Raw genomic sequence first — 19,890 nt, 5'->3', positions numbered from 1 at the left:
TTTTATTAGATTAAATAAAAAAACAGGCTATTTAGCCTGTTTTTTTATGCTCAATAATGAGAAATATTAAGCTTTAATCTGAATATTTTGTAACTCACCATCAAAAGTTTTCATCAAATCTTGAACAATTGGCTCTTCATTTAATAACTCAACTGTACGTTGATAAGCTCGTTCTTTACGCTTATTTTGCATAGCGAATGGCGTTGAGCCCTCTACAGCGCCAAATTGAATTTTGAATAAGGTATTACACCATTTTGCCTTTAATGCATCTTCCAAATTAGCTTGCATTTGAGTGACTAAATGTTGGTATTTTTCAGGCACATGAAACACAGACTCGCCATTAATTTGACCTTGGATTACACCATATTGCGCAATTTCTTGAACTGCGGGTGAAAGTCCACTATTTCTGAACCAATACTCCCACTTATCAACGTTCCATTCACCTTCTAAAACCTGATCTTCTAAGCGCAAAATATCTTGTGGCATTAAAGAGGTTTTTTGTACAGCTACAACTTTCGCAGGCTGTTCAATTTGAACATTCACTTCAGATGAACTAGGTAGTTCTACAAGTTGCTCAGTTTCAGGCTCTACAGAAATTTGAGGCTGTTCTTTAGTTTCAATAATCGTACTAACAGCTTGATTCACTGGCTGTTCATCAAAGCTACTTAGGCTAAAATCTTCTTCTAAAAAATCATCACTCGATGGTTCATCTGCTTGATGAACAGTTTCTTCAACTTCAGATTCATCTAAACCAAATAACTCATCACCTGTAGATGGATCAAATACAATTTGATCTGTTTCTGCTTGATGAGTAATTTGAATATCAACAGTTGGAGTTGGTTCAGCTTGTGGTTTTTCTTCTACAGGAGCTTCAGCCACATATTCTGCCGTAGTTTGCTCAACTGCCAAAGTTGGAGCTTGCACTACTGGAGCAGTTAAAGTTACTGTTTCAACTTGTTGCGTTTGTTGAATAGCTTGATGTTGACTCACAATAACTTCATTTGGCTGTAATGGTCTAAATGCGAGTAAACGCAATATACACATTTCAAAGCCTTGTTCTTGCGTTACAGATAATTGTAAATCTGCACGACCTTTACACGTAATTTGGTAATACAGTTGTAAGTCTTGTGCAGAAACCAACTGCGATAATTGCATGATTTTTTGATTAATTTCAGCACTATATTTAAGGCTTAAATCTGGTAAATACTGTAATAATGCAAGTTCATGTAATGTCGAAATAAACTGATCTAAAACCAATGATACATCTAAAGCTTGTTGTCTAAATTGAATAAGCAAATCGCTCACTCGTTGCTTTTGATTTTGATGTATTGCAAGAATAAGATCATAAATAATTGTGCGATCAATTAATCCCAACATTTCTTTAACATCTTGGTGATGAATTGCACCTTGACCATAAGCAATCGCTTGGTCTGTTAAAGATAATGCATCACGCAATGAACCTTGCGCAGATTCGGCAATTTGCCAAAGTGCGTCTTGTTCAGACTGAATACTTTCTTTAGCCAAAATATCTGTTAAATGTGTTGTAATTTCATCTACAGCTAATGGACGTAATGTAAATTGCAAACAACGTGAAATTACAGTAATTGGTAACTTTTGTGGATCTGTCGTTGCAAAAAGAAATTTCACATGCTCTGGTGGTTCTTCTAATGTTTTAAGTAACGCATTAAATGAATGCGTTGAAAGCATATGTACTTCATCAATCAAGTAAACTTTAAAACGACCTTGCGTAGGTGCATAAGGAACGTTATCTAATAATTCACGTGTATCTTCAACTTTTGTACGTGATGCTGCATCAATTTCAATTAAATCGATAAAACGACCTTCATTTACCGCATTACATGTTGGACATACTTCACACGGCGTAGATGTAACGCCAGTTTCACAGTTCAAGCACTTTGCCAAAATACGAGCGATTGTTGTTTTACCAACACCGCGCGTTCCCGTAAATAAATAAGCATGATGCAAACGACCACGTTCCAATGCGCTTGTTAATGCACGTGACACATGGTTTTGCCCGACTAACTCATTAAAATTACGAGGACGGTATTTTCGTGCGAGTACTTGATACATGTATGCTCCTTTTTATAGGTATAAGGATACTGTTTTTTTGATAAAGAGTGAATGAAAACTATTGATTTGGGCTTACTTCTGCAACAATCTTTTTAATCTGATCTGCTTTAATCAGTCTAATCTCTAAATTTTTACTTTTATCATTTAATGCAATAACTTGATCTTGCGTGATTTCTACAACCCTATATTTTTCATTCAATTCACCTTTTACATACACGTAAGGTGCATCCCTTAATTGACCAAACTTCATTTCAGCATTAAAAATCGAGATTAGAATTATCGCTATTCCCAAAATACCAAACCTTAAAACTTTAGCTAAACTCTTTTCTAAAAAAATAATTAAAATACACCCTAACACTCCACCAATAATCATTCCAAATACAAATGGATTAGTAATAAAAATTATAGGATTTAGTACAATAAATACAAAAGATAAAATTACTATAACAACGAGATAAAACCACAGAAAATTACGCTCATAAAGTTTTCTATTATTTATTAATGCTTTACTCAATTCTTGAGTAGATATTTCAGATAACCTTAGCTTATGCTTAACTCTAGTTTTTCTTATTATATAAGCGTACAACTCCTCCAAAGCAAAGGTTGCTAAAATAATAATTAGTAAAAATAAAAAAACTTTTACCACCTCAAGAAAATAAATACTTGGATTAATTAATGGCATTAACCATAATGCATCTAATCTAAAATAAAAATAAGCTTGTGTGACAGCAGTTATAGCAACTGAAATAGCTGTAACTATCGTAATAAAGTCGGCAACTGAAAGCTTCTTATTACTCATGATCAATTATTAAAAATTAAAATATTAGTATATTTAAATTTGCTCCAATAAAAAATCGTTTTGTGCTTGGTAAGGCTCGGCTGTTTTATCAACACGAATTTCTAACATTTTATTTTCTAAATCTACAAACAACTGATTTCTTGTTTGAACATTCAACAACTCTAATTTTGTTTGTGCTGAATCTTTAAATACAATTTTACCTTGAAGCGTTTCAATTTCATTGTGCCCACTTAGACTTTCACGCTTAAGCACATAGGTCATATCATCTTTCAGCTCTACATCTACCGCCATTCCTGGACAATCTTCACATCTAGAAAAACAGCCCATGCACGGCGTAGTTCCCTGATAATACCCTACCCATTGAGGAATAATTTTCTTTTCCACCAATTTATCATTCACTTCACTTACTTGAGTATTAGGCTGATTTGACTCCTGACAACCCAACAATACAGAAGATGCAAATAATGGAATAAGTATGCGATTTTTCATAAAACAAAATAATTAAAATATTTGATACAATATAACATAGCTAAATAAAAGCTCAGAATAAAACCACCTACTTTTATCTAATAAAACTAAAACCATCCCTTATAACCATACAAGTCAGCATCTGCACAGCGCAAGGTTTCTTGAGTGAGTCCCCACAAACGGTAATCACCTGTAATAGAACCTGTTTGAAAATTATGAGTATATGCAAAACTTAATTGTCTTTGAGGATCACACCAAGCACCTGAACCATTAAAGCCAATATGCCCAAAACCATGTGGCGCTTTTTTACCTAAAGTTAGCAAACGGTGAAATCCCAAACGCCAATGCATAGCAATAGGCATAACTCGATCTCGTTTTATATATTGAATAGTCGATAATTGTTGGAATATTTCAGGCTTAATAAATTGTTGATTATTCCATGTTCCTTTATTTGCAAGCATTGCATAAATTTTCGCTAAACTTTGTGCCGTAAATACACCGTTTGCAGCAGGAATAATCGCTTTTAGCGCACTCTCATTAAACATGCTTAATTTACTCATACCCTTAGGAATCATTGCATCTTGAAAATCTAAAGGATTATGTCCACTAAATTCCATTAAGCGATCCATATGCGTTTTTTTTCGTTTTACTTTTTTAGCATTTGGATTAAATGGTTTTAGTTCTTTTTTATTTGTGGGTAATGGTCTAGCAACTCTGTTCATTTCATATTCTGGCACGCCATAAAATGCACCATCTAAATTCAGCGGTTTTATTAAATATTGCTCCATTAATTCTTTAAGTGATTTATTTGTAGCTTTTTCAAGTAACCCACCCACTTGCCAACCAAATGTAAATGGTTGATAGGCAGCGTCTGCACCCACGCTAAATCTAGGTGTTGCTTGCTCTATAACTTGCAACATGTACGACCAATCGGTCATCTCTACAGCATCTTGAATATTTGAACGAATATCAAACAAACCACTTTGATGACACAGCATATGCCTCAAAGTAATTTTCTCTTTACCATTTTGAGCGAACTCAGGCCAATATTGTGCAACTGGCGTATCGTAATTTAAGAAGCCTTCGCTCACCAAAATATGTGCTAATGTTGCTAATACGCCCTTACCTGTCGAATAGCATACAGACAGCGTGTCTGACTGCCAGTTTTCACTAATTGATTTTTTCCCAGTAAAAATATCAATAACTTTTTCACCTTGGAAAAATACGACCAATGCAGCGCCACCATATCCTGTACGCGCATCTTGCATTTGGCTAAATTGCTTTGCTAAATCTTTAAAACGTGGGTCAACATATCCCTTATAGTTTTTTTGATTAGCAAATAAATACTGCGGAATTCGGTTCATCTATACAATCCTTTGCATAAATTTTATTTTATATAAAAAAACCTAAATCACTTGATTTAGGCTTCTTAGATTAAAGTGCTTTTACACTTCCTGCTACATGTGGCTTCTTATTCTTGGCATTTTGAATTAAGAAGTTTGTCTCATTTGCATCTTGGGTAGTTAAAAACTCAACTTTAGATGGCAAATACATTGGCAATTTAAAAGACACATCTGCTTCATAAGCATCTGGCAAACTTAAATGAGATAATGCCTTTGCTTTACTCCACATTCCGTGTGCAATGGCTTGCTTAAAACCAAAAGCTTTTGCAGTAATTGCATGAATATGAATTAAATTAAAATCGCCTGAAGTTAAAGCATAACGACGACCCGTATTTTCAGATACATTCCATTCACTCGTAATTTGATACTCTGGCTTCTTCGCTTTAGTTTCTTTAGCAGATACCTTATTGCCTGTTTTTTGACGTGCTAAATATGTTGTTAAAGATTCAACCACAACATCATTGCCCACTTTAACAGTGGTAATAAAATCAAATTGAACACCTTTATCATGTGGTTTTAAATCACCAAATTTACATGACAATAAAAGTTGTTCATTCACACCAATTTTACGTAATTGCTTCACTTGGTTTCGAATATGCACTAAACCTAAAATTGCAAATGGAAACGCCTCTTGCGTCATCATATGCATTTGTAAACTTTGTGATAAAACAGCCAAATAAATTGCAGGAATATAACCATTATTTTTAAAGCCCGTCACTTCGTTGTAGGCTTTTAAATGTTTTGCATCGACTTTAAATGAGTCCACCACATATTCAACTTGCGGCAGGACTTTTTCACCTTTTGGCTTTTTAAAAATCAAACCTTGAATAACTTTTGGATAAGCTAAATAAGGCTTTGGAAGTTGATTAAAATGGCGAGTATTCATAATGAGCCTTTGGAATTCTATTATTACATATTATAAAAAGCCCCTTCTCCCTCTGGGAGAAGGCTGGGATGAGGGTCATCATAAATCAGTTACCTCTCCCTAGTCCTCTCCTTAAAAGAGAGGGAACTTTCACATGATTCTATCAAGCCCCTAACAAGCTTTGGCCACAAACACGAACAACGTTTCCGTTTAAACCTGAAGATGCTGTTGATGCAAACATCGCAATTGTTTCTGCAACGTCTACAGGCAAACCACCTTGGCTCATAGAGTTCATACGGCGACCTGCTTCACGAATAGCAAATGGAATAGCTGCCGTCATTTGCGTTTCAATGAAACCTGGCGCTACTGCGTTAATGGTTACACCATTTTTCAATAACGGCGCAGTAAATTTCACCACACCAATTACACCCGCTTTAGAAACTGCATAGTTGGTTTGACCTAAATTACCTGCAATACCTGAAATTGAAGATACGCAAATAATACGACCATTTTCATTAATACCATCGTTAGAAATTAGATAATCATTTACACGTTCAATTGCTGAAAGGTTAATGTTAATTACTAAATCCCAAAGCTCTGGCTTCATATTTGCCAAGGTTTTGTCACGTGTAATACCCGCATTATGAACAATGATATCTAAACCACCATGTTCAGCAGCAGCGATTTTAATTTTTTCACCTGCATCCGCAGCAGTAATATCAATGGCTAATGTAGAACCACCAATTTCAGCAGCAACACGATCTAAATCTGCTTGTTGTTGCGGTACATCTAAACAAATAACATGTGCACCATCACGTGAAAGTACATGTGCAATTGCTTCACCAATACCACGGCTTGCACCTGTTACCACTGCTGTTTTACCTGCAAGTGGTTTTGTCCAATCAATATCGACAGTTTTTGCTTTAGAAACACGAATCACTTGACCTGAAACATAAGCAGAGCGTGGCGAAATCGTAAAACGTAATGCAGACTCTAAATTGTCTTTAGCAGTTAGATCTACATAAACTAAGTTGGCAGCAATACCTTTCTTAAATTCTTTAGCAACAGATTTCACAAAACCTTCAAGCGCACGTTGTGCAATTGCTTGTTTCACTGTTTTTGCAGATTCAGGGTTAATACCCACAACAATCACACGACCAGAAGCTTGAACTTGGCGTGCAATTGGATTGAAAAATGCATACAACTCGTGAAGCTGTTCTGAATTTTCAATACCTGAAGCATCAAAAATCACAACTTTAAATTTAGACTCTTTATCACCTTCATTAAACGCACTTAGGTTTAAGCCTACTTTTGCCGCAGCTTGTTGTAATTCTACATTATTTCCTGCATAAGCATTTGCATGAACATTTGCCAATACTTGAGCAATCGAACCTGACAAACTACTTGAAGATGACGCACCAAATAAAACTGCACCTTGAACCACAGGCGTTGCTGATACAAAACGATCTAAAGAAGTTGGTGATGGCAAACCTAAGTTTTTAATGACAAGTTTACCAATGGTAGATTTTGCGAATGCTTGATATTGGTCACTCATGTTTATTATCTCTCATGCAAATTAATTTTTGATGAATCTGGATGTCATCTTTTAACTTCAATGTGATGCCAAATACTTATATTTCAACAGATCCGTCAGTTTCTCTTGAATAATACTTGAGTTAAAGTCTATATGTCTTGACCTGAATGCATACCACAGCGTCATTTTAGTCAATTGAGCTTTTTCTCTAGTATGATAATGTACGCTATATATTGATGATTAACATGCTTGGAAAAGCCTTATGAGCAAGATAACTCAAGAAAATCCAGCAGTCGATAATTCTGTAGTAAAGCCTGTGTCAAATACATCAAAAAGTACAACTCGCGCTAAAAGTACTGGCACAGCTGCTAAAGCTACAAACACAACGACTAAAACAACAACGACTCGAACTCCTTCAACACGTAGAGCTAGCACTGCTACATCTACAAAAACTGCAGCTACAAAAACAGTTAAACCAAAAACCCAACCTAAAATTCAACAAGGTCAATCCATGAGTCAAAACACAGTTCGTCGCGTAGCTATTATTGGCGGCAATCGTATTCCTTTCGCTCGTTCTAACGGTGCATATTTTTCAGCTTCAAACTCTGACATGTTTACAGCTGCATTAAATGGTTTAGTAGAACGCTTTAACCTTCAAGGTCAAAGACTTGGTGAAGTTGTTGCTGGAGCAGTTCTTAAACATAGCCGTGACTTCAACATGACTCGTGAATGTGTTTTAAATACAGCCCTTGCACCAGAAACACCTGCTTTTGACTTACAACAAGCATGTGGTACTGGTTTACAAGCTGCATTTTTAGTGGCGAATAAAATTGCCCTTGGTCAAATTGAAGTGGGTGTTGCAGGTGGTGTAGATACGACATCGGATGCACCAATTGCTTTTGGTGATGGATTACGTAAAGCCCTACTTGAACTAAATATTGCAAAAACTGCAAAAGATCGTTTTAAAGCGTTAGCAAAAATTAATATTAAAGACTTAATGGATGCTCCTAAAAATGGTGAGCCTCGTACAGGGCTTTCTATGGGTGATCATCAAGCATTGACTACGCTTGAATGGGGTATTTCTCGTGAAGCGCAAGATGAACTTGCTGCATCTTCACATCAAAAAATGGCAGCAGCTTATGAAGAAGGTTTCTTCGATGACTTAATTACGCCATTTTTAGGTTTAGAACGTGACAACAACTTACGTGCAGATTCAACCGTAGAAAAACTTGCAAAATTACGCCCTGCTTTTGGTAAAGGCGATGCACGTACTATGACTGCGGGTAACTCTACACCACTTACAGATGGTGCATCATGTGTGCTTTTAGCATCTGAAGAATGGGCAAAAGCAAATGGTCATGAAGTTCTTGCTTATCTAACATTTACTGAAACTGCTGCTGTAGATTTTGTAAACAAGAAAGAAGGCTTATTGATGGCGCCTGCTTATGCGGTGCCTCGTATGCTTGAACGTGCTGGTCTTAAACTTCAAGATTTTGATTATTACGAAATTCACGAAGCATTTGCATCTCAAGTACTTTCAACATTAAAAGCTTGGGAAGATCCTAAATTTTGTAAAGATCGTTTAGGCTTAGAAGCGCCTTTAGGTTCAATTGACCGTAGCAAACTAAATGTAAAAGGTTCTTCACTTGCAGCAGGTCATCCATTTGCTGCAACAGGTGGTCGTATTATTGCAACTGCTGCAAAACTGATTAACCAAAAAGGTTCAGGTCGTGTATTGGTTTCGATTTGTGCAGCGGGTGGTCAAGGCGTTACTGCTATTATTGAAAAATAATAAAGTACCTTATAAAAAGCACCTCTCTTGAGGTGCTTTTTTAATTTAAAAATCAAGTAAATCGATCAGTTAACTTTTTGATAAAAATAAGATATATTCCTTGGCACACGAATAAGAAAAAATAATCATGAAGAGTCCTCAGCCATTTTTCTTCTATATAAACTCACTAATTCCCTATTATTATTGCTATCTTATTCCAGTTATTTTATGCCTTATTGTTGTAAGTTTCGATTTTCAATTTCATGGAATTTTTACAGAAACAATCAATTCAACACTTTCTAGCAAGCATAAATTTATTAACGATTTTTTTGCTATTTGTTCTTATTCAGTCATGATTTTAATTTTCTTCAACTATTTTAGGCTCAATTTAGATCGCGCACACAAAAATCAACTTAGATTAAACTATCGTAAATTAACCACACAACAGCAATCATTATTTGGTTTTCTTGGTTTAGCTTTTTTAATATTTATTCTATTTTTCTTTTGTATAAGCTGGTTGTTTATTTCAGATACATTACCTAGTAAAAATTCTAAAGGATACTTTTTCAGTTATATAACTAATTTTGCACATCCATATATCAGTGTTTTTGCAGTAAGTCTTCAATATTTACTTATTGTATTTTTCACACTTTATTTTGTATATGCACTCAATATGCGTAAATATCGTTAATATAAAAAAGGGAGCTCAATAGCTCCCTTTTATTTTTACATTTAAGAATGAACTACGCCATAACCTAAACGCGCTTCAATATGGTCATAAAACCATTGGAAGATAAATGTATAAACCAAAATACACATTGTTAAACTAAAATCGAGCACAATTGCTTGCCAAATTGTCATATCCATTGCATAAGCCACCATAGGAATTGTTGCTAGCATTAAGCCACCTTCAAATCCAATTGCATGCAAAATACGAACTCTTATAGTTCTTTTTAGCTTACGTTTTGCCTCAAACTTTTCAAAAAAATGGTTAAAAATCATATTCCAAATTACTGAAGTAACCGCCATGGCAATACCCAATGAGCCTGTAACTTCTAATGGCATATGAAAAATGAAACTCAAAGCTACAGCAATGATTACCAATAGGATAATTTCATAGCTCAAAGCATGAATAATCCTTCTTTTGGAAATCAACATTTTAATTCTCTCTAAAGTTCTTTGTTTAAGATGAGTGAATTATATTTCCACTTATTTGAATGATTAAGTTAGAATCTATCAATTATTTTGAAAGATAAGAAATTTATAATTATGAATATCAATCAAGATCAACTGCTCATTTTTAAAACCGTCATTGAAACGGGTTCATTTTCTGCTGCTGCAAGAAAACTTGGAAAAGTTCCATCTGCAGTAAGCATGTCTATTGCTAACTTAGAAATAGATTTAAACTTACAACTATTTCAACGAGTTGGGCGTGAACCAATTCCAACTGAAGAAGCAATGGTGCTCTTTGAAAAAACAGATCAGCTTCTTGTTGAAATGAAACAATGGAAACAACACGCCTTTGCACTTAGCACAGGTTTAGAATCTTCACTGAATATTGTGGTGGTTTCGGAACTTTTACACACTAACTGGACAGACTATATTTCAATTATTGAAACAAAATTCCCACAATTACAAATCAATATCTTCAGTGCCCCGCAAGAAGATGCTCAAAAAATGCTACTGAATGGCACGGCGCAACTTGCCTTAATGTTTGAACGTGAACATTTGGAAGGCAATGAACAGTTTGTAGAATTAAAACGTGAAGTATTGGTGCCTGTATCATCTAAAAATTTTGAGTTGGCTAAATTTGATCATGTAAGTTTTGAGCAAATTTTACAAAGCCGTCAAATTGTTGTTGCAAGCCGAGATAAATCGATTAAACCTGAACTGCTCTATTCAAAATCTTATTGGCGTACAGATAATCATCACTCTGCATGTTCTATTATTTTACAAAACTTAGCTTGGGGTGTTTTACCTCTTGAAATGTTTAATGAAAATCCAGAACTGAAGCATCAATTAAAGATTTTAAACTTTTCAGATTTCACGCCAAAGTTTGAATATTTTGTAGATTTAGTCTGGAGTCGTGAAAGCCAATTGGGTGCAGCTGCTCGTTTTTTGATTAATCACATAAGAAATGAACGAAAAAAACCGAATTTAACTGAACAAAATTAAGGAAGATACTTTGCCAATCAAAAGTTTGTGCTATAAATAAATGATGGGTAAACAACTTTAAAGAATAGAAACGAATGACACTTACAGCCTTAAATCAATTAAAAAAATTGACCACCATTGTTGCAGATAGTAGTGACTTAGCAGCAATTGAAAAGTTCCGCCCATTAGATGCAACGACAAATCCATCTTTAATTACGGCCGCAGCAAACCAAGCAGAAAACTTAGAACTTATTCAAAGTGCATTTGCTCAAGCTAGAAATGAAAAATATGAAGATGATGAGCTGATTGAACGCACTATCGACATTTTAACTGTTAAGTTTGGTGTAGAAATTTTAAAACTCATTGATGGTCGTGTATCTACAGAAGTTGATGCTGCTTTGTCTTATGACACAGAAGCAACGGTTGCTAAAGCAAAAGAATTATTGGCTTTATACAAAGCATATGGCGTAGATCAAAACCGAATTTTAATTAAAATTGCATCTACATGGGAAGGCATTCAAGCTGCGCGTATTTTAGAGGCTGAAGGCATTCACTGTAATTTAACCCTGCTCTTTGGCTTACACCAAGCTCAGGCATGTGCCGATGCAAAAGTAACGCTCATTTCACCATTTGTGGGTCGTATTTTAGATTGGTACAAAAAAGCAGAAAATGTAGATGCTTACCCTATCGATAAAGACCCTGGTGTACTGTCTGTAAAACAGATTTATCATTTCTACAAACAACACAATATTAAAACGGAAATTATGGGTGCAAGCTTCCGAAGTATTGACCAAGTTTTAGGTTTAGCTGGCTGTGATTTATTAACCGTTGCGCCAAACTTACTTGCGGAACTAGACCAAGATACTCGCATAGTTAAAGCTCAACTTTCTGAAAATCAAGTATCTGAAAATAATCCACAAGATCTTGTAGCGTTAAACAAAGAAAGTTTTAAACAAGCAATTGAACATGACTTGATGTCATCTCAATTATTACAAGGTGGTATAGATGGCTTTATTAAAGCACGTGAACAATTAAATAGTTTATTGCGTCAATCTTTCGGAATTGATGCTGAAATAAAAGCTTAATCACACTTTTAAACCATTTTTATAGCCGATGTTGATATACTCACATCGGCTTTTTATTTGAGTTCTGCCTCGTGTTTGGTATCACAGATTTAGCAACCTATATTATTGGCACAATTTTAATTGTGATATTACCAGGCCCAAACTCATTGTTTGTAATGTCTGTTGCTTCTCGATTTGGTATTAAAGCTGGTTACAAAGGTGCTTTGGGCGTTTACACCGGCGATATGATTTTAATTATATTAACTGCCTTAGGTGCTGCATCTTTACTTCATGCTTTTCCGTGGCTATTCATTTTATTAAAAGTGGTTGGTGCAACTTATTTAAGCTATTTAGGTATTAAGTTACTTATTGCTGCGTACCATACATTTAACGCGGTAAAAATACCTGAAAGAGTAGAAGAAAAGCAATCTTTAGAACAAGTTAAGCCATTTAGTACGGCGTTAACAATTAGCATTTTAAACCCTAAAGCGATTTTATTTTATTTGTCTTTTTTTGTGCAATTTGTAGATCCTGCTTATACATACCCTGCAATTACTTTCACAGCACTTGCAATTATTTTACAAATTATCAGCATGAGCTACTTAACTATTCTTATTTTTTCTGGTGCAAAATTAGCATCTTACTTTTCAAACAGATTTAAACTTACCGCCATTTGTGTAGCAAGTGTTGGAATATTATTTTGTGGTTTTGGCTTAAAACTCGCAACATCAACTCTTTAGTTCCTTACTCACTTTTTAGATAATCCTTATCAGAACTATTCTTTAACCACACTAATGAAAAGCGTATGATAACTACTCGAATTATCCATTAATAAATTACTCATTAATAATAATGTTGCAAGGACTCATGCAAAAGCTCATTCAAGATTTTTCTATACCTGCAGTTTTTGCAGGATTTATTACCTTTCTCGTAGGTATAAGTGTTTCATCTGTATTGGTTATTCAAGCTGCGCAACTTTTAGGTGCTAGCCCCGAACAAATTACGTCTTGGTTTTGGGCACTTGGACTTGGTATTGGTATTAGCGGTTTATTTCTATCTTGGAAATATAAATATCCTGTTGCAACCTCTTGGTCTACCGCAGGTTTAGCACTCATTATTGCAACTGGTAGTGGCTATACGCTAAATCAAGCGATTGGTGCATTTTTAATTTGTGGTTTACTTACAGCAGTTCTTGGCTATTTAGGCGCATTTAAAAAAGCGTTGGAATATATTCCTCAAAGCTTAACAAGTGCCATGCTTGCAGGTGTACTTCTTAAATTTGGTATTAGTATTTTTGCAACTATGCAACAAGAATGGGGTTTCATTCTTGCTTTACTTGCAAGCTACGTTATTTCCAAGCGCCTTTTACCTCGTTATAGCATTGTTATTACAGTAATTGCAGGTATTTTACTGTGTCCTTTATTCCTTACATTCAACACACCCAATATTCAATGGTCTTTGGCACAACCTGTTTGGATTAGTCCTGAATTTTCTGTATCTGCAATTTTAGGTTTAGCCCTGCCTTTATTTGTGATTAATATGGCATCGCAATATTTACCCGGTTTAGCAATGATTCGTAGTTATGGCTATCAACCACATGTAAATCAACTGATTGGATTTACAGGTCTTTCCCAAACTTTACTTGCCCCATTTGGTTGTTTCACTGTGAACATTGCTGCAATTAGTGCCGCAATTAGCTTAGATGACCAAGCGCATCCTGATGAAAAACGCCGTTATATTGCAGGAATAAGTTGTGGATTTTTCTACATATTAATGGGACTTTTTGCCGCGACTTTAACAAGCTTCTTAATGGCATTTCCTTTGGTATTTATTACAGCGCTTGCAGGTATTGCACTCTTTGGCACCATTGGTCATAACATCGCAATTGCTTTTCAAAATGTAGATGAACGCGAAGCTGCTTTGCTGACATTCTTATTTAGTGCTTCAGGTGTCCAATTTTTTGGCATTGGCTCTGCATTCTGGGGATTATTATTTGGTTTTGCAGTTTCTTTAATTTTCAAATTTAAAGCAAAGAAATCTTAACGAAGAATAACGTGAAAATAAAAGCAAACCTCGGTTTGCTTTTATTAAACTCAGAATAAATAATGCTTAGGCTATTTATTCTTTAAGTAAAGATAAATAACTTAGTCTGAAGTTCGCTTTAAAAACTCAATGGTTTTAATAAAGGTTTCTTGGCTCGCTTTTTTACTCATCATAAATTGATATTCATGCACAAGTAACTCTTTTGAATTTGGGTAAAAAACATCAGTCACAGGAATATTCTTTTCTTTAAGCAGCTGAACAAAAGGCACAGACTGGCTTTCAGTTAAAAAGTCTTTATTTCCACCACTTATAAATACAGGTGGATAACTCTTTGTTAAATGCTGACTTGGCGAAATATCTGCCAAGAATTTTGCATCATCCTTTTTGCCACCTGTATAAGCTTGAACAAGATTTGTAATCCCCCATTCAAGCAATTTCATTTCACTCGAACTGTTATTTATAAAACTTTCTAAATCATAAATCCCACAATGCAAAATTAAACCTTTTAATTGTTCAATTGAAGTTTTTGGATATAAAGATGAAGCCTGCGCAAACTCAGAATTTGCAACAAGTGCAGCATAATGACTTGCCATATTCGCACCCGCAGAATCTCCTGCTAAGTAAATTTGGCTCGCATCAATTTGATACTTATTTGCATGCTGTTTTATAAACTCTAAAGCTTGATCAATTTGTAGTAATTGTTGAGGATAAATTTCTGTAGGTGCAACTTGATATTCAACTGAAATAATATTGTAGCCTTGCTCTGCCAAACGCTTGAAATATCCACTGGCATGTTCTTTAGAACCAGAAATCCAACCACCGCCGTGAATCCAAACAACAACAGGTCGCTTAGCTAATTCAGCAATATTTTCAGGTTGATATAAATCGAAATGTAAACTTGGAGTTTCCATATATTGAATATTACGCGTAACTTTAATATTTTCAGGCGCATGACGTTCAATAAACTTTTTTTTGAATATTTGTAGATGCATTAAATGCACCTGCAATTATTTTGCTATTGTTTTGTGTATTTTGACAGCCACTAATGGCTAAAGATAAAACCAAACTCATAACAGCAAATTTAAATTGCACTACTAATCCTTTCATTCATATATAAAAAATATTGTGTGGAGTTTAATTTATTTTTAAATTTGAACCTATATAAATATGTAAAAACAATGCTTCAAAACAACCCAAAAACCAACCTAATTCATATACTTATTTTGCCAATTCCATAACAAAAATTTAACTAAAATTAATGATTTTTCTACGATCGTATTATAAGGTTTGAACCATTTCTAACAATGTGTTATCAATTAATTAGTAGGGTAATAACGATAACTTTGGAGCATTTTTTAATGTCTTATAATCATATTTTAGTTCCTGTAGATGGTTCACAAATTTCTTTTTCTGCTGTAAAAAAAGCAGCCCAAATTGCAAAAGCATTTAACAGCAAACTAAGCTTAATTAGCCTTGTTGCTGAAGACCCATTTACAGATGCAGATTTTTATTACTCTTCTGCTGTAATGAAAGAATATTTTGTTATTGCTTATGAAAATGCAGAAGCAGCTTTAAAAGAAGCAAGTGAGTTTGCAAAAGCTGAAGGCGTTGAAGCTAATGTAAAAGTAGTAAAAGGACAAGTAAATGCTGATGGCGTTTCAACAGCAGCAACAAATGAAAAAGTTGACCTCATTGTGATGGGTTCACATGGTCGTAAAGGTTTCAAAAAATTAATTCTAGGCAGTTTTGCTCAAGACGTATTAAACAAAACAGAAATTCCTGTGCTTGTTGTTAAAAACTAAATTCCATCAGAATAAAGCTCAATTTAAATTGAGCTTTATTCAACTCTGCACCACTATAAATACTCATACTCAATAAGTCTTTTAAATACAAACGATACTATTTCAGTTAAAAATTTAGGAAAAACAGATGACAACATATAAACATATTTTGGTTCCTGTAGATGAATCTCCTATTTCCTATGCAGCAGTTGAACAAGCACTTGCTCTAGCCAAAGAACTAAAAAGTGAAGTAACAGTAATGAGCGTTATTTCTGTAGATCCATTTAAAGGGGTCGATTTTTATAAAGTTGCACCTGCAATTACAGATTATTTTATGCAAGCCGAAGAAAATGCTCAGCTTCGCTTAAAAGACATAGAACGATTATTTGTTCGAGATGGCGTATCTGTAAATACGAAAGTGATTCGTGGCGTTGCAGCATCTGAAGGCATTATGGCTATTGCTAATGAAGTTAGTGCCGATTTAATTATTATGGGTTCACATGGTCACACGGGCTTTAAAAAGATGGTGCTTGGAAGTGTTGCACAAAACGTGCTGACACAATCTCACATCCCCGTACTCATTGTTAAAGTATAAAAATATAAAAGCCCGTTTAAACGGGCTTTTTATATATAGATGAACTATACGCGATGCGGTAGATAGTACATTTGGTTTAAAGCTGTATAAAAACTACGACGGTCTTGATTTAACTCAATTTCACGACCAGAATCTAATAAAATATTTAAGCCAACATTTACCCAGATAAACCCTTCTCGCGTATTTTGCATTTTTTTCGAAGGTACTAGGGATACTACAATTTCACTACCATTAATTGCTTTCGCAACCAATTGATTACTATTACTCAATATTTACACCAATTTAATACTTAAAAATCGTTCCTTTTGGAACATCAACAACAGAAGAATTATGACATCTAGAAATATCGCTAAAACGATAATTGAGAGGAAAAATAGAAGTTTTTATTATCTGTCCAAATATTATAACACATTTTTAAATTTTTATTAAACAATATAAAAAGCCAAACAACCTAAGTCATTTGGCTTCTAAATATATACAAACAATATAAGCAGAAATTACGCGTTTAAAATGCTGTTTAATGTTTCAGAAACGTTTTTAGATTTAACTAAAGGCTTCAGTGCTTCTAAATCCGCTTTTACTTGCGAACGCTGAGGTTCTGCTAAAGTGTACCAACGAGATAAAGCTTGCAATAAACGAGAACCAATAATTGGATTTTTTTCATCTAAATACTTAGCCAAACCTACAAAATGCTGAACACCAAAACTCCAAGTGTTTACAGGATTTGCATTTAAACCGCCTGTTACAGAACGAATTCTGTTTGGTACACCAAGGTCATAATCAGGATGTGAAGTTAAATACGCAATGGTTTCCGCATTCGCTTTAGGATGTGCTGCTTGCACCATGAACCACTGATCCATAGATAAAGCTTCATCTTTAAAACGTAGATAAAAATCAATTAATGCAGCTTCAGCTTGCGGTGCATCACTCCAAACCAATACACGTAAAGCACCTAAACGCTCAGACATATTTTTTGTTGATTTGTACTGTGCATCTGCCAATTCAAATGCAGATTCATCACCTTGACGCGCAATCATTGCCAAAAGAATATTTTTTAACGCTCGAACACCCATTGCTTGTGAAAACTCTGTTTCATTTGCAGGGTCTAACGCTAAATACGCTTCTTTACAGAAAGCGCCAAATGCATTTGCCAATGTATCTAACAACGAATTGCGTTTTTCTTGAATCTCTAGAGGATTATAGTTCGCGTCTATACGGCTTCCTAAATAACCTTCAGTTGGTACATCAAACAAACGAGAAGCAAGTAGCGGATCTTTCTTTATCACTTCAGGTAATGCATTTTTCATTGCCTGAACATAAATGTCAGATGAATGACCATTTAATAAAATACGTTCAAGTAAAGTCTGCGTTGCTTGCCATTGGTTAAAACCATTGGTTTCATACTGCAATAAGAATGCAAGGTCTTCATCTGAATAGTTAAATTCAAGATTTACAGGTGCAGAGAAATTACGAAGCAACGATACAACAGGCTTTGTCATTACATTTTTAAATTCAATGCTTGCTTCATTTTGTTCAAATAAGTAAACGCCATCTTTTACAGCATTTTCAACTAAAGCTTCAGATTCAAGAACAAGCTGTTCACCTGATGCAGCGTCAAACAAAGCTAAAGCAACTGGAATTGGCACAGCTTTTAAATTTGGATATTTGGCATTTGCTTTTAAGCTTTGTTTTAGGTTTAAACGATACGTTTGAGTTGTCTCATCATATTCACCTTTTGCTTCTAATTTTGGCGTACCCGGTTGGTTGTACCAAGTTAGGAAGTTAGATAAATCGACACCTGAACCTGCTGTAAGCGCAGCAACCCAATCTTCAACTGTAACGGCTTGACCATCGTGACGCTTGAAATATTCGTCTGTACCTTTACGGAATTTTTCTTTGCCCAATAATGTTGCCATCATGCGGTTAATTTCCGCACCTTTTTCATAAACAGTTGCTGTATAGAAGTTATTAATTTCTACAAAGTGATCTGGACGTGGCGGATGCGATAAAGGACCTGAATCTTCAGGGAATTGATGCCCTTTTAATACTGCAACGTCATCAATACGTTGAACAGCCGCAGATTGTAAATCTTCTGTGAAAGATTGATCACGGAAAACCGTTAAGCCTTCTTTTAAACACAATTGAAACCAGTCACGACAAGTAATACGGTTACCTGTCCAGTTATGGAAGTATTCGTGCGCAATTACCGCTTGTACTTGCATAATTGCAGCATCAGTTGTGTATTCTTCATCTGCAAGCACACATGAAGTATTAAAGATGTTTAAGCCTTTATTCTCCATTGCACCCATGTTAAATGCACTTGTTGCAACAATCATGTAAATATCTAAATCGTAAGGTAAGCCATAATGCTCTTCATCCCAACGCATAGAATGTTTTAAAGCTTGCATTGCAATATGGCATTTTGGAATATCTTTTTCTTCTGCATAAATTTCTAAAGCAACATTACGTCCTTCAGAAGTCACAAAAGTATCTTTTAAAACAGCCAAATCACCAATTACGCATGCAAATAAATAAGCTGGTTTTTTCGTTGGATCTTGCCAAATTGCATAATGGCGACCTTCACCTGCTTCGCCTTTTTCAATTAAATTACCGTTAGCAAGTAATACAGGGAATTTTTTGTCTGCTTCTACACGTGTGGTAAATACAGACAAAACATCTGGACGGTCTGGATAGAAAGTAATTTTACGGAATCCTTCAGGCTCATTTTGTGTTACAAACAAATCTGAAGCTGCTTGATATAAACCTTCAAGCATAGTATTTGATTCAGGATGAATAACAACTTCTGTTTCAATAATGCTATTTTCAGGCGCATTTTGAATAACCAATTGTTCTGAATTAAGCGAATATTCTGTATTGTCCAGCGTTTTTCCGTTTAAGCGAATCGCTTTAAGTTCAAGGTCACGACCTAAAAGAACCAAATCACCAGCAGTTTGGCGTTGCATAACCAATTTTGAATTTACGTTGGTATGATCTGCAAAAACTTGAATATCCAAATGAATAGAATCGACCAAGAATGATGGTTTTTGATAATCTTTCAAATATATTGTTTGATCTGCTTCTACTACTGGATTTGCCGCAATATTCATATTGTATCCTACTGTTGTTTTAGCTCTAACTTTCCTGTGAAGTCATTCGATCATACTTCAAACTTACAGAGATTGTCTTTGCAATTCATCTGTCTTTATATATGGGACTTGAGCAGTATTTTTCAACACAAAAGCACTGAAATTAATGCATTTATTTTATTTACAGCAGTTTTTCTAGATACGTTTAAACAACATTCGATACAAATGTAAACAGT

The 19,890-nt window shown here is 34.9% G+C and carries 16 protein-coding genes and 1 pseudogene; 7 read left to right on the top strand and 10 right to left on the bottom strand.

The window, feature by feature from the left end; translation table 11 throughout:
* Positions 1-66 precede the first annotated feature (66 nt).
* From dnaX to MZO21_RS05935, 6 genes are all read right to left on the bottom strand, one after another.
* Positions 67-2,091 carry a DNA polymerase III subunit gamma/tau gene (gene dnaX, locus MZO21_RS05960; protein WP_154773730.1) on the bottom strand — a complete coding sequence of 675 codons (2,025 nt, stop codon included), beginning with the start codon at positions 2,089-2,091 and terminating at the stop codon, positions 67-69.
* Between the two features lie 58 nt (positions 2,092-2,149).
* A complete protein-coding gene (locus MZO21_RS05955) occupies positions 2,150-2,890 on the bottom strand; it encodes a hypothetical protein (protein ID WP_154773731.1) in 741 nt (246 codons plus the stop codon).
* 33 nt (positions 2,891-2,923) lie between these two features.
* Positions 2,924-3,379 carry a copper resistance protein NlpE N-terminal domain-containing protein gene (locus MZO21_RS05950; RefSeq protein ID WP_154773732.1) on the bottom strand — a complete coding sequence of 152 codons (456 nt, stop codon included), beginning with the start codon at positions 3,377-3,379 and terminating at the stop codon, positions 2,924-2,926.
* Between the two features lie 86 nt (positions 3,380-3,465).
* Positions 3,466-4,722, bottom strand: coding sequence for a serine hydrolase domain-containing protein (locus tag MZO21_RS05945; RefSeq protein ID WP_154773733.1), 1,257 nt, complete (start codon positions 4,720-4,722; stop codon positions 3,466-3,468).
* A gap of 70 nt (positions 4,723-4,792) precedes the next feature.
* A complete protein-coding gene (locus tag MZO21_RS05940; protein WP_154773734.1) occupies positions 4,793-5,647 on the bottom strand; it encodes a MaoC family dehydratase in 855 nt (284 codons plus the stop codon).
* Positions 5,648-5,789: 142 nt separating this feature from the next.
* Entirely contained in the window at positions 5,790-7,181 is a 1,392-nt protein-coding gene (locus MZO21_RS05935; protein ID WP_154773735.1) for a 3-oxoacyl-ACP reductase, read from the bottom strand.
* A 241-nt stretch (positions 7,182-7,422) separates the two neighbouring features.
* On the opposite strand from MZO21_RS05935, the gene MZO21_RS05930 reads away from it, so the two are divergent.
* Positions 7,423-8,952: an acetyl-CoA C-acetyltransferase gene (locus MZO21_RS05930; protein WP_154773736.1), complete on the top strand. Its 1,530-nt coding sequence runs from the start codon at positions 7,423-7,425 to the stop codon at positions 8,950-8,952.
* 711 nt (positions 8,953-9,663) lie between these two features.
* Here MZO21_RS05930 and aceI read toward each other — a convergent pair.
* On the bottom strand, positions 9,664-10,089 hold the full coding sequence (aceI, locus tag MZO21_RS05925; RefSeq protein ID WP_154773500.1) for a chlorhexidine efflux PACE transporter AceI: 426 nt from the start codon (positions 10,087-10,089) through the stop codon (positions 9,664-9,666).
* Between the two features lie 111 nt (positions 10,090-10,200).
* On the opposite strand from aceI, the gene MZO21_RS05920 reads away from it, so the two are divergent.
* The 4 genes from MZO21_RS05920 to MZO21_RS05905 all read left to right on the top strand — a co-directional run bounded on the left by MZO21_RS05920 (position 10,201) and on the right by MZO21_RS05905 (position 14,192).
* On the top strand, positions 10,201-11,106 hold the full coding sequence (locus MZO21_RS05920; RefSeq protein WP_154773501.1) for a LysR family transcriptional regulator: 906 nt from the start codon (positions 10,201-10,203) through the stop codon (positions 11,104-11,106).
* Positions 11,107-11,180: 74 nt separating this feature from the next.
* Entirely contained in the window at positions 11,181-12,170 is a 990-nt protein-coding gene (gene tal, locus MZO21_RS05915; RefSeq protein ID WP_154773502.1) for a transaldolase, read from the top strand.
* 71 nt (positions 12,171-12,241) lie between these two features.
* Positions 12,242-12,889: a leucine efflux protein LeuE gene (gene leuE / locus MZO21_RS05910; RefSeq protein WP_171501352.1), complete on the top strand. Its 648-nt coding sequence runs from the start codon at positions 12,242-12,244 to the stop codon at positions 12,887-12,889.
* 127 nt (positions 12,890-13,016) lie between these two features.
* Positions 13,017-14,192, top strand: a complete 1,176-nt coding sequence (locus tag MZO21_RS05905) for a benzoate/H(+) symporter BenE family transporter (RefSeq protein ID WP_154773503.1) — start codon at positions 13,017-13,019, stop codon at positions 14,190-14,192.
* Between the two features lie 101 nt (positions 14,193-14,293).
* Here MZO21_RS05905 and MZO21_RS05900 read toward each other — a convergent pair.
* Positions 14,294-15,299: pseudogene (locus MZO21_RS05900) on the bottom strand (alpha/beta hydrolase).
* Positions 15,300-15,550: 251 nt separating this feature from the next.
* On the opposite strand from MZO21_RS05900, the gene MZO21_RS05895 reads away from it, so the two are divergent.
* Together MZO21_RS05895 and MZO21_RS05890 are read left to right on the top strand one after the other, a co-directional pair.
* Positions 15,551-15,994 (top strand): universal stress protein, encoded by a 444-nt coding sequence (locus tag MZO21_RS05895; RefSeq protein ID WP_248103358.1) that lies wholly within the window; start codon positions 15,551-15,553, stop codon positions 15,992-15,994.
* 127 nt (positions 15,995-16,121) lie between these two features.
* On the top strand, positions 16,122-16,568 hold the full coding sequence (locus MZO21_RS05890; RefSeq protein WP_154773506.1) for a universal stress protein: 447 nt from the start codon (positions 16,122-16,124) through the stop codon (positions 16,566-16,568).
* Positions 16,569-16,612: 44 nt separating this feature from the next.
* Here the strand turns inward: MZO21_RS05890 and MZO21_RS05885 are convergent, their stop codons facing one another.
* Both MZO21_RS05885 and pepN read right to left on the bottom strand, forming a co-directional pair.
* Positions 16,613-16,837, bottom strand: coding sequence for a hypothetical protein (locus MZO21_RS05885; protein WP_154773507.1), 225 nt, complete (start codon positions 16,835-16,837; stop codon positions 16,613-16,615).
* Between the two features lie 228 nt (positions 16,838-17,065).
* Positions 17,066-19,675: an aminopeptidase N gene (gene pepN / locus MZO21_RS05880; RefSeq protein ID WP_248103355.1), complete on the bottom strand. Its 2,610-nt coding sequence runs from the start codon at positions 19,673-19,675 to the stop codon at positions 17,066-17,068.
* Positions 19,676-19,890: the final 215 nt, after the last annotated feature.

It is taken from the genome of Acinetobacter portensis, from assembly GCF_023158935.1.
Taxonomy (GTDB): Bacteria; Pseudomonadota; Gammaproteobacteria; order Pseudomonadales; family Moraxellaceae; genus Acinetobacter; species Acinetobacter faecalis.
The sequence above is the reverse complement of the archived record's forward strand: the minus strand, read 5'-3'. Positions and strand labels throughout refer to the sequence as shown.

Coding starts and splice junctions, on each gene's coding strand:
- dnaX (WP_154773730.1), bottom strand. CDS start 2,091: ATGTATCAAGTACTCGCACGAAAATACCGTCCTCGTAATTTTAATGAG.
- MZO21_RS05955 (WP_154773731.1), bottom strand. CDS start 2,890: ATGAGTAATAAGAAGCTTTCAGTTGCCGACTTTATTACGATAGTTACA.
- MZO21_RS05950 (WP_154773732.1), bottom strand. CDS start 3,379: ATGAAAAATCGCATACTTATTCCATTATTTGCATCTTCTGTATTGTTG.
- MZO21_RS05945 (WP_154773733.1), bottom strand. CDS start 4,722: ATGAACCGAATTCCGCAGTATTTATTTGCTAATCAAAAAAACTATAAG.
- MZO21_RS05940 (WP_154773734.1), bottom strand. CDS start 5,647: ATGAATACTCGCCATTTTAATCAACTTCCAAAGCCTTATTTAGCTTAT.
- MZO21_RS05935 (WP_154773735.1), bottom strand. CDS start 7,181: ATGAGTGACCAATATCAAGCATTCGCAAAATCTACCATTGGTAAACTT.
- MZO21_RS05930 (WP_154773736.1), top strand. CDS start 7,423: ATGAGCAAGATAACTCAAGAAAATCCAGCAGTCGATAATTCTGTAGTA.
- aceI (WP_154773500.1), bottom strand. CDS start 10,089: ATGTTGATTTCCAAAAGAAGGATTATTCATGCTTTGAGCTATGAAATT.
- MZO21_RS05920 (WP_154773501.1), top strand. CDS start 10,201: ATGAATATCAATCAAGATCAACTGCTCATTTTTAAAACCGTCATTGAA.
- tal (WP_154773502.1), top strand. CDS start 11,181: ATGACACTTACAGCCTTAAATCAATTAAAAAAATTGACCACCATTGTT.
- MZO21_RS05905 (WP_154773503.1), top strand. CDS start 13,017: ATGCAAAAGCTCATTCAAGATTTTTCTATACCTGCAGTTTTTGCAGGA.
- MZO21_RS05895 (WP_248103358.1), top strand. CDS start 15,551: ATGTCTTATAATCATATTTTAGTTCCTGTAGATGGTTCACAAATTTCT.
- MZO21_RS05890 (WP_154773506.1), top strand. CDS start 16,122: ATGACAACATATAAACATATTTTGGTTCCTGTAGATGAATCTCCTATT.
- pepN (WP_248103355.1), bottom strand. CDS start 19,675: ATGAATATTGCGGCAAATCCAGTAGTAGAAGCAGATCAAACAATATAT.